17 protein-coding genes and 1 riboswitch are annotated in these 15,777 nt (G+C 62.7%); of the genes, 12 read left to right on the top strand and 5 right to left on the bottom strand.

The features are described 5' to 3' along the window. Window positions 1-111: 111 nt before the first annotated feature. The 3 genes from HX815_RS29665 to HX815_RS29655 are packed head-to-tail and all read right to left on the bottom strand — an operon-like array spanning window position 112 to window position 2,293. On the bottom strand, window positions 112-1,038 hold the full coding sequence (locus tag HX815_RS29665; RefSeq protein ID WP_177029387.1) for a FecR domain-containing protein: 927 nt from the start codon (window positions 1,036-1,038) through the stop codon (window positions 112-114). Between the two features lie 38 nt (window positions 1,039-1,076). Beyond that, window positions 1,077-1,622, bottom strand: coding sequence for an RNA polymerase sigma factor (locus tag HX815_RS29660; RefSeq protein WP_008431413.1), 546 nt, complete (start codon window positions 1,620-1,622; stop codon window positions 1,077-1,079). After that, window positions 1,619-2,293: a secretin and TonB N-terminal domain-containing protein gene (locus HX815_RS29655; RefSeq protein ID WP_177010051.1), complete on the bottom strand. Its 675-nt coding sequence runs from the start codon at window positions 2,291-2,293 to the stop codon at window positions 1,619-1,621. The genes HX815_RS29660 and HX815_RS29655 overlap by 4 nt, the downstream gene beginning before the upstream one ends. A gap of 162 nt (window positions 2,294-2,455) precedes the next feature. On the opposite strand from HX815_RS29655, the gene HX815_RS29650 reads away from it, so the two are divergent. The 9 genes from HX815_RS29650 (at window position 2,456) to mntP (ending at window position 10,797) form a co-directional block, all read left to right on the top strand. Beyond that, window positions 2,456-2,767, top strand: coding sequence for a hypothetical protein (locus HX815_RS29650; protein WP_003220133.1), 312 nt, complete (start codon window positions 2,456-2,458; stop codon window positions 2,765-2,767). Window positions 2,768-2,903: 136 nt separating this feature from the next. Further along, entirely contained in the window at window positions 2,904-3,758 is an 855-nt protein-coding gene (locus HX815_RS29645; RefSeq protein WP_032898755.1) for a MurR/RpiR family transcriptional regulator, read from the top strand. Window positions 3,759-3,779: 21 nt separating this feature from the next. Then, entirely contained in the window at window positions 3,780-4,322 is a 543-nt protein-coding gene (gene ddpX / locus HX815_RS29640; RefSeq protein ID WP_177029386.1) for a D-alanyl-D-alanine dipeptidase, read from the top strand. Between the two features lie 118 nt (window positions 4,323-4,440). Beyond that, entirely contained in the window at window positions 4,441-5,991 is a 1,551-nt protein-coding gene (locus tag HX815_RS29635; protein ID WP_008431417.1) for an ABC transporter substrate-binding protein, read from the top strand. A 167-nt stretch (window positions 5,992-6,158) separates the two neighbouring features. Next, entirely contained in the window at window positions 6,159-7,175 is a 1,017-nt protein-coding gene (locus HX815_RS29630) for an ABC transporter permease (RefSeq protein WP_008431420.1), read from the top strand. Window positions 7,176-7,194: 19 nt separating this feature from the next. Continuing rightward, window positions 7,195-8,076, top strand: a complete 882-nt coding sequence (gene ddpC / locus HX815_RS29625) for a D,D-dipeptide ABC transporter permease (protein ID WP_032868129.1) — start codon at window positions 7,195-7,197, stop codon at window positions 8,074-8,076. Then, the gene (locus tag HX815_RS29620) at window positions 8,073-9,068 is read left to right on the top strand and encodes an ABC transporter ATP-binding protein (RefSeq protein WP_032898749.1); all 996 of its coding nucleotides are present in this window, start codon (window positions 8,073-8,075) and stop codon (window positions 9,066-9,068) included. The genes ddpC and HX815_RS29620 overlap by 4 nt, the downstream gene beginning before the upstream one ends. Continuing rightward, window positions 9,065-10,015, top strand: a complete 951-nt coding sequence (locus HX815_RS29615) for an oligopeptide/dipeptide ABC transporter ATP-binding protein (protein ID WP_177029385.1) — start codon at window positions 9,065-9,067, stop codon at window positions 10,013-10,015. The genes HX815_RS29620 and HX815_RS29615 overlap by 4 nt, the downstream gene beginning before the upstream one ends. A gap of 41 nt (window positions 10,016-10,056) precedes the next feature. Then, window positions 10,057-10,223: riboswitch (yybP-ykoY riboswitch) on the top strand. A gap of 10 nt (window positions 10,224-10,233) precedes the next feature. Further along, entirely contained in the window at window positions 10,234-10,797 is a 564-nt protein-coding gene (gene mntP, locus HX815_RS29610) for a manganese efflux pump MntP (RefSeq protein ID WP_177029384.1), read from the top strand. Between the two features lie 159 nt (window positions 10,798-10,956). On the opposite strand, the gene HX815_RS29605 is transcribed toward mntP, so the two are convergent. After that, window positions 10,957-12,024: an NAD(P)-dependent alcohol dehydrogenase gene (locus tag HX815_RS29605; RefSeq protein WP_003220118.1), complete on the bottom strand. Its 1,068-nt coding sequence runs from the start codon at window positions 12,022-12,024 to the stop codon at window positions 10,957-10,959. A 142-nt stretch (window positions 12,025-12,166) separates the two neighbouring features. On the opposite strand from HX815_RS29605, the gene HX815_RS29600 reads away from it, so the two are divergent. Further along, complete coding sequence (locus HX815_RS29600; RefSeq protein ID WP_177029383.1) at window positions 12,167-12,985, top strand: alpha/beta fold hydrolase; 819 nt, start codon at window positions 12,167-12,169, stop codon at window positions 12,983-12,985. Between the two features lie 69 nt (window positions 12,986-13,054). Here HX815_RS29600 and HX815_RS29595 read toward each other — a convergent pair whose 3' ends face one another. After that, a complete protein-coding gene (locus HX815_RS29595) occupies window positions 13,055-13,930 on the bottom strand; it encodes a LysR family transcriptional regulator (protein WP_008431428.1) in 876 nt (291 codons plus the stop codon). A 176-nt stretch (window positions 13,931-14,106) separates the two neighbouring features. On the opposite strand from HX815_RS29595, the gene HX815_RS29590 reads away from it, so the two are divergent. Beyond that, window positions 14,107-15,105, top strand: a complete 999-nt coding sequence (locus HX815_RS29590; protein ID WP_177029382.1) for an NAD(P)H-quinone oxidoreductase — start codon at window positions 14,107-14,109, stop codon at window positions 15,103-15,105. A gap of 64 nt (window positions 15,106-15,169) precedes the next feature. After that, window positions 15,170-15,775 (top strand): glutathione S-transferase, encoded by a 606-nt coding sequence (locus tag HX815_RS29585; RefSeq protein WP_177010059.1) that lies wholly within the window; start codon window positions 15,170-15,172, stop codon window positions 15,773-15,775. The last annotated feature ends 2 nt before the right edge of the window (window positions 15,776-15,777 follow it).

Below are 15,777 nucleotides of genomic sequence, written 5' to 3'. Positions count from 1 at the left end.
TGTTTTCGCTCTGGTCTTTGCCTTTGCTTTTAACACTCAAGCCGGCCGAGAGGCCGCTGTGCTTTTGATTTTGAAGCAGCCGTTACCTAACTAACGGATATGCACACCGATCTAACTCAACAAAACAACACCGCCAGGCAACTCCGTACACTTGGCCCCATACGCATCGCGAATCAAAAGCGCCACCCCCGCCAACTGATACAGACTAAACCGCGCCTGCACCCGCCGCTTGCCCAACTGCGCATTCATCAGCAGCAACATCCCCGGCCGATAGCGATTGATCTCATCCACCACCGTCGCCAGCGTCGCATTGTCAAACACCAGCACCTGCTCCCGCCAAGCCACCACAGCCTGCACGTCCACCGCCACCGGCTCACCCACACCGCTGGCGTCATACGTCAGCTGCCGCCCACCCTCAAGCCGAACCGTACGCCCCCCAACACCCACCAACAACGCCCCATCAATACACGTCACACACACACTATGATCCGTATTGCGCACATTGAACCGCGCCCGAGCCGCACTCAACCACCCTCCACCCGCCTGAACCTGAAGCGGCATCGCACCATCGGCCAGCACCTCGACCTCCCCCTCCAACAACTCAATCCCACCCTCACGCCGGCTGATCCGCGTCTGCGTATTGAGCTCCAGCCGAACCCCATCACCCAACTCCACCCGCCGCTGCTCCCCGACCTCGGTGCGGTAATCCGCCGTCAACCCGGCAAACCCACCCGGCACCGTCACCCGCACCATCAACACCGCCGCCGACGCCGCGACAGCCCCGCCCAAAAACGCCCGCCGCCCAAAATGCCGCGGCCGGGAAAACTGCTCGGCGGCGGGAGCCAATTGCTGCCACAACACCTTGGCCTGCTCGAACGCCCGGGCATGCTCCGGGCTCTGGGCGCACCACTGGCGCAACGCCTTGGCATCAGCAACGGTGGCCCGGCCCGACGTCAGCAGCACCAGCCAGTCACGCGCTTCATCGTGCAGGGGGCTGTCGGGCGCAGCACGGGCAGCGGAGAGGTTAAAAATGTTCAAGCGCGCAGGTACTCAACGGATTATCAGGGACTCAATCACTAAGACGGTTTTCCGGCCCCGGGACCGAACCGCTGGATCACTTTTCTTTCAAGGCGCTGCGCACAGTGGCCCAGCCCCGCCTTGATTTCCTTTTCGACCATGCGCGTGGAAATCCCGAAACGCCTGGAGATCTCCAGGTGTGGCGCCTCTTCCAGACGTGCAGCGATAAGGATCTGGCGCCGCCGCGCCGGCAGTTCGTAGAGGGCCTTGAGCAAGGACTGGATTTCCCGCTGGCCACCCACCACCCGCGACGGGTCCTGGGCTTCATCGACGGTCTGCAGCAGCTCTTCGACTTCGCTGCCGGTCAACAGTCGCGCATCCGCCTGGCGTCGGTCAGCGGCGATGTTCAGCGCCATTCGATACAGGTAGGCATTGGGTTGCGCCAGGTTCGGCGGCATGTCCATGCGGTCGACCCGCAGGTAGGTTTCGTGCAGCACGTCGTTGGCCAGGTCCTCGGACCCGAGGCGCTTGCGCAGGCGTACCTTGAAGTCCTCGTAGGACGCCAGGAACAGGCTGACCATCATGCTGTGGCCGGTGTCTTTCATGCCCCGGAAACTCCTTCCCCTGCTGTGCATTCCATGCGTGTTCCTGTTGAATCGGGCATCAAAAGTAAGGTCACCGGCAAGCGCAGCGAACTGGGCGCAGGGCGTTCGACCCGGGTGGCGCCCAGGCCGCGTACCAGCGCTTCGTCACGCTGCAGGTCACCGGTGGAGCTGACCAGCCGGCTGTGTTCGATCACCCCGTCACCGTTGACCCACACCTGCACCAGCGCCCGGAAACTGCCGGGGCGGGTCAGCGGCGAACGGCACAAACTGCGTTCGATCGCCTGCTGCAAGGCCGCGGCATAGCTGTTGTTGATCCGTGCTGCATGCCCTGCCTTCAGCCCCCGCGTCGTGGCCGGCTGGCTGACCTCGGGGACTTGCAGGGTGAACGCATCGCTGCGGGCATAACGCGCCATCAGGCCACTCCCTGTCAGCAGCAGGCCCAGGGCTTGCTGCGCACTGTAGCGGCCATGCACGCCGATGGAGCGCCGGCCCCGGGTCAACTCGCGGTCCACCAGCACCGCCATGCCGGTGGCATGGCTGAACGCCTGCAGGGCGCTATCCAGGTTCTGCGCGGGCAGGTCCAGGGTCACTTCGGCGCGCACGGCCTGCGCCAGCCCCAACAGCAGAGCCAGGCAGCAGCCCGCGCGCCTCCAAGCCCCCCTGCTCAGCATCGCAACACGTCCGACATAGCCTACAAAACCGTCATCCTGAGGCCAGTTTATGAACCTGATGTTACGGTGCCAGCAAAAAAAACATCACGGTGACGGGCAGTTCGCTGCACTACACTTTTGAGCCATACCGGCCCATTTCCCAGGGCTCGCCAGGAGGCACCGATGAACCTGTTCCCGACCCTCGCCAGCCTGTTGCTGTGTGCTGCCCTGCCACTGATGGCCCACGCCGAAGGAACGCCGAATGGCTGCACCGAGGTCAACGTGGATGGCTACAAGGCACCGGACTATGGCTGCCTGAGCCAGCAGATGGGCAACAACCCGGACGCCGCCAAGGCCACGCAAAAGAACCAGCAAGCGCAACAGGTGCCCATCGACAAACGCAAGCCGAACCAGATCGGGCTCTCTACACCCGCAGCGACCAGTGTGCGCATGGGCAATACGTTCGGTACTTCGGTGAAACCCCAGCGGCCTTGATCGCCGCTTGTCCCCCCCTGCCCGCCCAGTGCAAAAAAAGCCATTGTGTTATCGCGATTGCCGATGTTATGTTTCTAACAGACATCAAAACCATGAAACATGAGTAACATCAATGACCGGCCTGCGCGAAAACGTCATGGATAAAAACAGCTTCCAGCGCACGCTGGAACAGCAGTTCCCGACGCTGACGCCCACCGGCAAGCGCATCGCGACCTACCTGCTGGGCAACCTGCAACAGCTGCCGTTCGAAACCGCCGACAGCATCGCCCAGCAAGCCGGCACCACCGGGATTTCAGTGGGGCGTTTCTTGCGAACCCTGGGTTATCGCAACCTCGATGACGTCAAGCAAGGCCTGCGCGGCGACCCGCAAGCCTCCTGGCTGATCACCGACCGCCTGGGCGCGTTTCGCCAGGAGAACGATCAGGAAGACGCCCTCGACCGTTCCCTCAACCGCGAGATCGAAGCCATCCAGCATGTGTACGGCCTGGCCCGCAGCCAGGGTTTCGCCGACATCGTGCAGCACATCGTGGACGCCGACGCGGTGTTTATCCTCGGTATCCAGTCCACCCGGGGCATCCTCAATGCGTTCCACAGCCACCTGGAATACATCCGTCCCAAGGTCTATTACGTCGATGGCCTGTCGGGGATCTACGCCGAGACCCTGAACTCCGGCTTTGAAAAACCCTACGCCATCACAGCGGACTTCCGCGCCTATTCCAGCATCACGCCCACGTTCTGCGAGACCGCGAACGCCCAGGGTCTACCCTTGGCGCTGATCACTGACTTGCAATGCCCCTGGGCCCGGGACTACGACCTGGACCTGCTGCAACTGAAAACCGATGTCGGCCAGTTCTGGGACTCCATGGCGCCCCTGACGTGCCTGTTCAACCTGATGGTGTCTGCCGTCGCTGACCGCTACGGCGAGCGACTGGATGCACGCCTGGCAAAAAACCGCGCCCTGCAACAGGCCTTCGGCCAGTTCGAATCCTGACCCTGGAAAGGAAATCTTTGAGTGAAAACCAGCCCATTGGTAGAAATCGCCCCACCGGAATACCCGGTACAGGTCGACCTGATCTACGCCAGTGCCGACAACCTCGCAGGCACCGTGATCTACCGCAATGCCCGCTGCCTGCTGCACGCCGAAGCGGCGGCCTGCCTGCGCAAGGCGAGCCTGTTGGCACGCCAGGCCGGCATGACGTTGCTGATCTACGACGCCTATCGCCCGGCCTACGCCCAGCAACTGTTGTGGCAGGCCCTGCCCAACCCGGACTACGTGCGCGACCCGCGCCTGGGCTCGCACCACACCCGTGGCGTGGCCGTCGACCTGACGCTGATTGATGAACACGGCACCCCACTGGACATGGGCACGGCGTTTGATGCCATGGAGCCCAAGTCCCACCAGTTCTACCCCGACCTGCCGCCGCAGGTGCAGCGCAACCGCCTGCTGTTGCTGGGCATCATGCTTGGCGCCGGCTTCAAGGCGATTGCCACCGAGTGGTGGCATTACGAATTGCCGGATGCCGAACTTTTCCCACTAATTGAGGAGTCATACTGATCCCAAGGACCGTACCATCACAATAATTAGCAGCACCCTTTAGCTCCAACTGCCCGGTTATAGATTTCATAAAAATAAACCAACCCGCTTTTTCCTCTAAATAATCAAGGAAACCGGCATGACCCCAAGCAACCGCAAGACCCTCGCACTCTCCCTGCTGTGCGCCGCCCTGAGCCTGGGCGCGTGGCAATCGGCAAGTGCCGCCGCCCCCAAAGACACCCTGATGATCGGCAAGGCCGCCGACCCGCAAACCCTCGACCCGGCCGTGACCATCGACAATAACGATTGGGCGGTGACGTACCCGGCGTACCAGAAGCTGGTGGCCTACAAAGTCGAAAACGGCAAGGGCAGCACCGAGGTCAAGGGCGACCTGGCCGACAGCTGGACCACCTCGGCCGACGGTCTGGTGTGGGACTTCAAACTCAAGCCCGGCAATAAGTTCGATGATGGCGCCGAGGTCGACGCCAATGCGGTGAAGTTCTCCTTCGACCGCGTGATGCAGCTCAAGCAAGGCCCGTCGGGCGCGTTCCCGGATGACATGAAAGTCACCGTGGTCGACCCGCTCACCGTGCGGTTCACCCTGGCCAAGCCCTACGCGCCCTTCCTTTACACCCTCGCCCACAACGGCGCCGGCATCATCAACCCGGACGTGGTGAAACAGGGCGACGTCAACGCCTACCTCTCCACCCACACCGCCGGCTCCGGCGCCTTTCGCCTGAGCAACTGGCAGAAAGGCCAGAGCCTGACCCTGGAACCCAACACCTACTACGCCGGCACCAAGCCCGCGCTGAACAAGGTGGTGATCAAGATCATCAGCGAAGCCTCGGTACGCCGCCTGCAACTGGAACGCGGTGACCTGGACATCGCCGAAGACATGCCCCAGGACCAGCTCACCAACCTGGCCAAAAAGAAAGACGTGGTGATCAAGGAGTTCCCGTCGCTGCGGGTGACCTACCTGTACCTGAACAACCAGAAAGCCCCGCTGAACAACCAGAATGCGCGCCAGGCGATCGTTGATGCGGTGGACTACAAAGGCATTGTCGACGGCATCCTCAAGGGCCAGGCCAAGTTGATGAACGGGCCGATTCCTGCCGGCATGTGGGCCAATGACCCGAGCCTGCCCTTGATGAAACAGGACCTGGACAGCGCGGGCGCGAACCTGAAGAAACTCCCGGAAAAAATCACCAACCTGAACTACATGTACTCCGACAAGGACCCGGACTGGGAATCCATCGGCCTGACCCTGCAAGCCAGCCTGGCGCCGCTGGGGATCAACCTGAAGATGGAAAAACTGGCCAACGCCACCATGCGCGAGCGCCTGGGCAAGGGTGACTTCGACGTGTCCATCGGCTCGTGGGCGCCGGACTTCTCCGATCCCTACATGTACATGAACTTCTGGTTCGACTCCTCCCTGCAAGGCCTGCCGGGCAATCGTTCGTTCTACAGCAACCCGGTGGTGGACAAGCTGATTCGTGATGCGGCGGCCAACAACGACACGGCCAAGCGCACCGAGCTGTATCAGGAAGCCCAGAAGATCGTGCTCAAGGACAGCGTGTACGCCTACCTCTATCAGAAGAACTACACCCTGCCGATGCGTGATTCGGTGAAGGGTTATGTGTTCCATCCGATGCTGGAGCAGGTGTTCAACGTGGCTGAGATCAGTAAGTAACACGCGATCAAATGTGGGAGCGGGCTTGCTCGCGAAAGCGGTGTATCAGTTACCCGATGTATGACTGACCCACCGTATTCGCGAGCAAGCCCGCTCCCACACTGGACCTGCTGTGTTTTCCAGGCTGTATTCCTGATCCAAATGTCTCGCGTTACCGAGGAGCCCTCATGGCCTTCCTGAATATGTTGCGCAAACGCCTGTTCGGCCTGATCCTGGTCGTCGTCGGCGTTTCGCTGATTACCTTCTGCATCTCCCACCTGATCCCGGGTGACCCGGCGCGCCTGATTGCCGGCGACCGGGCCAGCGACGCCATTGTCGAGAACATCCGCCATCAACTGGGCCTCGACCTGCCGCTGTACCAGCAATACGGCCGCTACATGAGCGACTTGCTGCACGGCGACCTCGGCACCTCGATCCGCACCAGCCGCCCGGTGCTGGAAGACCTGAAAGCGTTCTTCCCCGCGACCCTCGAACTGGCGGTCGCCGCCCTGCTGCTCTCGGTACTGGTGGGCGTACCGCTGGGGGTGCTGTCAGCGGTGTATCACAACCGCGCCATCGACCAGATCGCCCGAACGCTGGCGGTTACCGGCATTTCCACGCCGGCCTTCTGGCTCGGCCTGGGCCTGATCGTGTTGTTCTACGGCCAGCTCGGCTGGCTGCCCGGCAGCGGGCGGCTGGATGAAGGCCTCGAACCACCGCGCACCATCACCGGGTTCTACCTGATCGACTCGCTGCTGGCCGGCGATATCCCGCTGTTCCTGAATGCCCTGGAACACCTGATCCTGCCCGCCGTCACCCTGGGTTTCGTCAACCTCGGCGTGGTCGCCCGGCAGATTCGTTCGGCGATGCTCGACCAGTTGGGCGAGGACTACATCCGTACCGCCCGCGCCTACGGCCTGTCGCGCTGGGCGGTGATCCTGCGCCACGCCTTGCCCAACGCGCTGATCCCGTCGATCACCGTGCTCGGCCTGACCCTCGGCGACCTGCTGTACGGCGCGGTGCTGACCGAAACCGTGTTCGCCTGGCCGGGCATGGGTGCCTATGTGGTGAAGTCGATCCAGTCCCTGGACTTCCCGGCGGTGATGGGCTTCGCGATCCTGGTGTCGTTTATTTATGTACTGCTGAACATGCTGATCGACCTGCTCTACCGGGTGGTCGACCCGCGCATCGGCGAGGTGAATTGAGATGACCGCTCCCCTGACCATGCCCGTACCGGTGCCCCTGGAACAGCGCCCCACCTGGCGTGCGCGAATGGAGTACCTGGGCTATCAAATACGCCGCAGCCCGCTGACCATCGCCGGCCTGACCATCACCTTGATCGTGCTGATCTGCATGGCCTTCGCGCCCTGGTTGGCGAGCCATGACCCCAATGCCCTGAACCTGGCGCAACGCCTGGCCGAGCCCTCCGCCGAACATTGGTTCGGCACCGATGAAGTCGGCCGCGACCTGTTCAGCCGGGTGCTGTACGGCAGCCGCCAGTCGGTGGGCGTGGGCCTGTTCGTGGCGTTTTCGTCCTGCCTGGTGGGCGGGCTGCTGGGCTGCCTGTCGGGGATTATCGGCGGGCGTTTCGACAGCCTGATCATGCGCCTGATGGACATCATGCTGTCGGTGCCGTCCCTGGTGCTGATCATGGCCCTGGCCGCCGCACTGGGCCCGAGCCTGTTCAATGCGATGCTGGCAATCACCGTGGTGCGCATCCCGTTCTACGTGCGCCTGGCCCGGGGCCAGGCCCTGAGCATTCGGCAGATGGGCTACGTCAAGGCATCCCAGACCTTCGGCGCCGGGCGCTGGCACATCGTGTCGTGGCACGTAGGCCGCAATGCGATGCCGCCGTTGCTGGTGCAACTGAGCCTGGACATCGGCAGCGCGATCCTGATGGCCTCGGCCCTGGGTTTCATCGGCCTGGGTGCACAACAGCCCACCGCCGAATGGGGCGCGATGGTTGCCACCGGGCGCAATTTCATTCTCGACAACTGGTGGTACTCGACCTTTCCGGGGCTGGCGATCCTGGTCACCGCGACCGGCTTCAACCTGCTGGGTGACGGTGTTCGTGACCTGCTCGACCCACGGCAACAGGGGAAATGACCATGTCCAGTCCGGCAGTGCTTGCCATCGACAACCTGAGCCTGGAATTCCCGGCTTACCGCAACAACGTCCAGGCACTCAACGGCGTGTCGTTGCACGTCAACCCCGGCGAAGTCGTCGGCGTAGTGGGTGAATCCGGCTCCGGCAAATCCGTGACCGCGATGCTCAGCCTGCGCCTGCTGCCGGAGCGCAGTTACCGGATCACCGCCGGCAGCTTGCAGATGCTCGGCCGCGACATGCTCGGTGCCAGCGAGAAGGAGCTGCTGCAGATCCGCGGGCGTGACGCGGCGATGATCTTCCAGGAGCCGATGACCGCGCTGAACCCGACCCGGCGCATTGGCCGGCAGATGCTCGATGTGATCATCCACCACCAGCGCCTGAGCAAGGCCGCCGCCCGTGCCAAGGCCATCGCCCTGCTGCGGGACATGCACATCGCCGACCCCGAGCAAGTGCTCGACAGCTACCCCTTCGAACTCTCCGGAGGCATGCGCCAGCGGGTGATGATCGCCCTAGCGTTTTCCTGCGACCCTCAGTTGCTGATCGCCGATGAACCCACCACTGCCCTCGACGTCACCGTGCAACGCCAGGTGCTGTTGCTGCTGCGGGAAAAAGCCCGGGAACGCGGCACCGCGATCCTGCTGATCACCCACGACATGGCTGTGGTCTCGCAGTTCTGCGACCGGGTGTATGTGATGTACACCGGCGCCGTGGTGGAAGAAGGCCCCACCGCCCAGGTGATGAGCGACCCGCGCCATCCCTACACCCAAGGGTTACTCAGCGGCTTGCCGGAACAGGTGAAACCCGGCGACGACCTGCTGACCATCCCCGGCCAAGTGCCCAACCTTGCCGCCCTGCCCTCAGGCTGCACCTTTCGCGAACGCTGCCCCCAGGCCATGAGCCAATGCATCGAGCGCCCGCGCCTGGACCTGATCAACCCTGCCGGCACCCGCAAAAGTGCGTGCTGGCTGACTGCCGGGGAGTCGGTGCAATGACCGTGTCTCAAGATTCACTGCTGGCTTTGCGGGATGTACGGGTCAAGTTCCCGGTAAAAACCGACTGGCTGGGCCGCCCGCGCGGTTATGCCCACGCCCTCAACGGCATCGACTTGAAGGTTCGCCGTGGGGAAACCCTGGGGATTGTCGGCGAGTCCGGCTGTGGTAAAAGCACCCTCGCCCAGTTGCTGATGGGCCTGGTCAAGCCCAGTGACGGTGAAGTGGACTGGGTCTACGAAAGTGCCCGGGAACGCCACCGGCATGTGCAGATCGTATTCCAGGACCCGCAATCGTCCCTCGACCCGCGCCTGCCCATCTGGAAAATCATCACCGAACCGCTGTTCGCCCTTGGCGACACGCCCAAGAGTGAAATGCGCACCATCGCCGCCAAGGTCGCCGCGCAGGTAGGCATTCGTGCCGAATACCTGGACCGTTACCCGCACCAGTTTTCCGGTGGCCAGCGCCAACGGATCGCCATCGCCCGCGCGCTGGCGTCCAACCCGAGCATCCTGGTGCTGGACGAGCCGACCTCGGCCCTGGATATCTCGGTGCAGGCGCAAATCCTCAACCTGCTGGCCGAGCTGCAACGGCGGCTGGGGCTGACCTACATCCTGATCTCCCACAACGTTTCGGTGGTGCGGCACATGGCCGACCGGGTGGCGGTGATGTACCTGGGGCAGATCGTGGAACTGGGGTGTGCCGAGCAAGTGCTGGAGCAGCCGAAGCATCCGTACACCCAGCTGCTGCTGGAGGCGGTGCCCAAGCTGGGGGTGGCGCTGGACGATGCGTATGTCAGTGCACCGACAGAGCTGCCGGGGAACCGGGTGTTGCCGGGTGGGTGTTTCTTTCTCGACCGCTGCCCGAGGCGTACACAAGGCTGTGAGCGGCCGCAGCGATTGACGGGTGGGATGAGTCAGCAGGTGCGCTGTCACCTGGAACATCCGTGAGGCGCCCTTAACGAAATTTTCATGATTGCGCGGCTATGATCCGCCACCTCGTTGGGGAGTAGCCTGCTTCGGATTCTCGAAGCGTTCGTATCAACATTCTCGGCAACATGCCGTGGTGCGAACACCATTTTGGTTGGTGAGACCAGCGACACATCCATGCCTGAAGTCGGGCGTGTGGTTGTGTCGTTGACTCATACAGCCCGACTGGAAGCCTTACCGTGAACCCCATTTCCCTGATTCTTCTCGCCCTTGCCATGTCCACGGACGCCTTTGCGGCGGCCATTGGCAAAGGTTCCAGCCTGCACAAACCACGCCTGACCGAAGCCCTGCGGTCCGGCCTGATCTTTGGTGTGATCGAAGCGATCACGCCGATTATCGGCTGGGCCATCGGCCAGGCCGCCACTCGCTGGGTGGAACAGTGGGACCACTGGATCGCCTTTACCCTGCTGGTAGCCCTGGGCCTGCACATGATCTACAACGGCTTGAAGGCCGATGATCCAGAGGAAGAGAAACCGAGCCAGCACTCGTTCATGATTCTTGCCGTGACCGCGTTTGCCACCAGCATTGATGCCCTGGCGGTGGGCGTAGGCCTGGCGTTTGTCGACGTGAATATCCTGGTGGCCGCTGCGGCGATCGGCTTGGCGACGATGACCATGGTAACCATCGGCATGATGCTTGGCCGGGTGTTGGGGACTGTGGTCGGCAAGCGCGCCGAGATGGTTGGCGGCGTGGTGTTGATGCTGGTGGGTGCGACGATTTTGTATGAGCACCTGTCGGCCTAGAAACCGGCGAAGATCAAAATGTGGGAGCGGCCTTGGGTGGGAGCGGGCTTGCTCGCGAAAGCGGTGGTTCAGCCAGCCTATTGAGCGACTGACACACCGCCTTCGCGAGCAAGCCCGCTCCCACACAAGCCCGCTCCTACAGGGATCTGCAGCGATCAATCAGGCCGCGTGTTTTTCTTTCTTCAGGCTCTCGATGTCGATCACGAACCGATACTTCACATCCCCCTTGAGCATGCGCTCGTAGGCGTCATTGATGCCCTGGATGTCGATCATCTCGATGTCCGAGACAATCCCGTGCCTGGCGCAGAAATCCAGCATGTCCTGGGTTTCCTGGATGCCACCGATCAACGACCCGGCCAGGCTGCGACGCTTGAAGATCAGGTTGAACACGGTCGGTGACGGGTGCGGGCTATCCGGGGCGCCCACCAGGGTCATGGTGCCGTCGCGCTTGAGCAGGTTGAGGAAGGCGTCGAGATTGTGGGACGCGGCCACGGTGTTGAGGATGAAGTCCAGGGAGTTGGCAACCTTGGCCATTTCGTCCGCGTTCTTCGACACCACCACTTCATCGGCCCCCAGGCGCAGGCCGTCTTCGCGCTTGTTCGGCGAGGTGGTGAACAGCACCACGTAGGCGCCCATGGCATGAGCGATTTTCACCGCCATATGGCCCAGGCCACCGAGGCCGACAACGCCGACGCGCTTGCCCGGCCCGACGTTCCAGTGGTGCAGCGGTGAGTAGGTGGTGATGCCTGCACACAGCAGCGGCGCGACCGCCGCCAGGTTGCTCTCGTCGTGGGAGATCCGCAGGACGAACTTCTCCTTGACCACGATATTGTCCGAGTAGCCGCCGAAGGTGTTTTCGCCGCCAAAAGCCGGGCCGTTGTAGGTGCCGGTGAAGCCGTTTTCGCAATACTGCTCCTCGCCCTCGGCGCAGGATTCGCAGTGCTGGCAGCTGTCGACCATGCAGCCGACACCGGCCAAATCGCCCACCTTGAACTTGCTGACATTGGCGCCCACGGCGGTCACCCGTCCAACGATTTCATGGCCCGGTACCGACGGGTACAAGGTGTTTTTCCATTCGTTGCGTACGGTGTGCAGGTCCGAGTGGCAGACGCCGCAATAGAGGATGTCGATCTGCACATCATCGGCCCCGGGGGCGCGACGTTCGAACGTGAAGGGTTTGAGGGAATCCTTGGAGTCACGAGCGGCGTAGCTGTAAGTCTTGGCCATTTCGTTCACCTGTTTGTTCAGACGGTAGAAAGCAGTTGACCAGCATAGACGCTGAACCGTTCAACCGAGCACAGGCATACAAGTCCCTCGTCAGATTCTGCGCCTATAGTATTGGCTGCCCTCTCACCCAAGGAGTTTTGCCATGAGCACCCTACGCACACAAGACGGTACCGAGCTCTACTACAAGGACTGGGGCACCGGCAAACCGGTGCTGTTCAGCCACGGCTGGCCGCTGGATGGCGATATGTGGGAATACCAGATGGAGTACCTGAGCAGCCGCGGCTACCGCACCATCGCGTTCGACCGCCGTGGTTTTGGCCGCTCGGACCAGCCCTGGACCGGTAACGACTACGACACCTTTGCCGACGATATCGCCCAGTTGATCAACCATCTGGATCTGCAGGACGTGACCCTGGTGGGCTTCTCCATGGGCGGCGGCGATGTCAGCCGCTATATCGCCCGCCATGGCAGCGCGCGCGTGGCCGGGCTGGTGTTGCTGGGGGCGGTGACGCCGCTGTTCGGGCAAAAGCCGGATTACCCGCAAGGGGTCGAGATGGCAGCGTTTGACGGGTTCAAGGCCGCGCTGCTGAAGGATCGCGCGCAGTTCCTGGCAGACTTCAATACGCCGTTCTATGGCATCAACAAGGGCCAACAGGTCTCCAGCGGTGTATTGACTCAAACACTGAACATCGCCCTGCTCGCCTCGCTCAAGGCGACGGTGGATTGCGTCACCGCGTTCTCGGAAACCGATTTCCGCCCGGACATGGCCAGGATCGACGTGCCAACCCTGGTTATCCACGGTGATGGCGACCAGATCGTGCCGTTCGAAACTACCGGCAAGGTCGCCGCGCAGATGATCAAAGGCGCGCAGTTGAAGGTGTACAAGGATGCCCCCCATGGTTTTGCGGTGACCCACCAGCAAGCCTTGAACGAAGATCTGCTGGCCTTCCTGCAACGCTGAGCCGATTGCGTTCTCCTGCGACGACTTATTTCTGGCCGGGCTGACACCCGGCCTTTTCAGGCAGTCGTACTATTCCCCGGTGCCGGCAAACCCCGCGACGATCTCGTCGATCACCACCCGCACCCGGGCGGTATGCCGCAGGTCGGCATGGGTCACCAGCCACACATCGTAGGGCAACGGCCGCGTACGGTCCGGCCACAGCCGCACCAGGCCGTCGCGTTCGCCGGAAACTATCGGAACCTCACCGATACCGATCCCTGCGGCGATGGAGCGGCGAACCAACAGGCTTGAACTCAAGGCCGCAACAATACGCCCGCGTCCCAGCGGCTCGCTGACCAGGGTCAGGTCCTTCTGGCTTTGCAGGTGCGGCTGGTACACCACCAGGTCGTGTCCTTCGAACAGGCTGCCCGGCTCGGGTGCGCCGTGCCGATCGATATACGCTTGCGAGGCAAACAGCCCCACCGGCCAGCGGGCGATGCGCCGGGCGATCAGGTCGGGGTTGTCCGGGCGGGTATTGCGCACCGCGATATCGGCTTCGCGTTTGGCCAGGTTAAGCAACTGGGTCGAAGCGTCCATCTGCACGCGCACGTCAGGGTGCGCATCGTGCAGCCGGGCAATGGCCGGGATCAGGAAGTCGATGGCCAGGGAATCGGTGGTGGTCACCCGTACGGTGCCGGTCAGGCGGTCGTCCAGGCCCAGGACCTGACGCTCCAGGTCAAGGGCCGAGCGCTCCATGTTCTCCACCGATTGCAACGCGGCTTCACCCACGGCGGTCAGCGCATAGCCTTCGGAGGTGCGCAGGAACAATGTTGCGTTCAGGGACTTTTCCAGGGCATTGACCCGTCGCCCCACGGTGGCCTGATCCACCCCCAGCACCCGCGCGGCCCCGCGCAGTGTGGACTCGCGGCACACCGCGAGGAACACCCGCGCATCGTCCCAATTCATAGCTTTCCCCCTCAATGCATTTTTGCATCAGCGTGACGTGTAATCGCAGCATTATTGCATCACTCATCACGGCTATGCTGGGCACCAGAGAAAACACCCAGGATCGCCAGCAGGCTGAACCGCTCGGTAACGGGCGCGGTCCCAACCCATACGTTCATTGCTACAGGTGCGCTCAAATGAATCTGCCCCACGAAATGACCCTGATCGAAATCACCAGCCCCGGCGGCCCCGAAGTCCTGCAACCACGCCAGGAGCCGGTCCCTGTCGTCGGCCCCGGCGAAGTGCTGATCCGCGTGCACGCCGCCGGCGTCAATCGCCCGGACGCCCTGCAACGCGCCGGCACGTATCCGATGAAACCCGGCATGAGCCCGATTCCCGGGCTGGAAGTGGCCGGTGTGGTGGTCGCGCTGGGCGAAGGCGTCAGCGAGTACGCGCTGGGCGACAAGGTGTGCGCCCTGACCAATGGCGGCGGTTATGCGCAGTACTGCGCAGTGCCCGCCAGCCAGACCTTGCCGGTTCCCGATGGCCTGGACTGGATTCAGGCGGCAGCGATCCCGGAAACCTTCTTCACCGTATGGGCCAACCTGTTCGGCATCGGCGGTGCGCATAAAGGCCAGCGCGTGTTGATCCATGGCGGCACCAGCGGCATCGGCACCACCGCGCTGATGCTCTGCCGCGAGTTCGGTATCGAAGCGTTCGCCACCGCCGGCAGCGTGGAAAAATGCGCCGCCATCCGCGAGCTGGGAGCCGAGCCGATCAACTACCGGGAACAGAATTTCGCCGAGGTCATCGCTGACAAGACCGCGGGCAAGGGTGTCAATGTGGTGCTCGACATCATGGGTGGCTCCTACCTGAACGACAACATCAGCGCCCTGGCCATGGAAGGTCGCCTGGTGATGCTGGGCTTCCTCGGCGGCGCACGCGCCAAAGACATCGACCTGCTGGCGATCCTCGGCAAACGCGCGATCGTTACCGGCTCGTTGTTGCGCTCACGCACCCGGGAAGAAAAAGCCGCGATTGCCGCACAACTGCGCGAACACGTGTGGCCGGTGCTGTCGGCCGGGCGTTGCCTGCCGATGATCGATGAGGTGTATGCCTATACCGACGCCGCGAAGGCCCATGCGCGCATGGAAGGTGGCGACCATATCGGCAAGATTGTGTTGCGGGTGGATTGATAAACATGCGGAAAAACGGTTTATAACGTCATCAGAACAAAACACTGCGGTTAATGGAGGCTTCATGAAACTGGTCGGCATGCTGGACTCGCCCTACGTGCGCCGCGTGGCCATTTCCCTGGAACTGTACGGCGTCGCGTTCGAACACCAGGCATTGTCGGTGTTCAGCACCTTCGATGAGTTTTCCGGGATCAACCCGGTAGTCAAGGCACCGACGCTGGTGCTCGACGACGGCACGGTGCTGATGGATTCCGGCTTGATCCTCGAGTACCTGGAAGCCCTGGCGCCGGCCGGCAGTCGATTGCTGCCCCCGTCAGCCCCAGCGCTTGCCAGGGATCTGCAAGTGATCGGCCTGGCGCTGGCAGCGTGCGAAAAGACCGTGCAGATCGTCTACGAACATCACCTGCGGCCCGCCGAAAAACTGCATCAGCCGTGGATCGACCGCGTGACCGGGCAACTGCTGGCGGCCTATGCGTTATTGGAGGCGCGGGTGGCCGAGCGCGACAGCGACGCGCCGCTGACCCAGGCGAGCCTGACGGTGGCGGTCGCCTGGTCCTTCACCCAGCTGAAGATAGCCGACGTCGTGAAGGCCGATGCGTTTCCCCACTTGCAACGCCACGCGGCCCTCGCCGAGCAGCACCCGGCATTCGGCAAATACCCGATCGAGTAGCC

It is taken from the genome of Pseudomonas sp. E6002, from assembly GCF_013385565.1.
Lineage (GTDB): Bacteria > Pseudomonadota > Gammaproteobacteria > Pseudomonadales > Pseudomonadaceae > Aquipseudomonas.
This window is presented reverse-complemented; position numbering and strand designations above follow the sequence as displayed.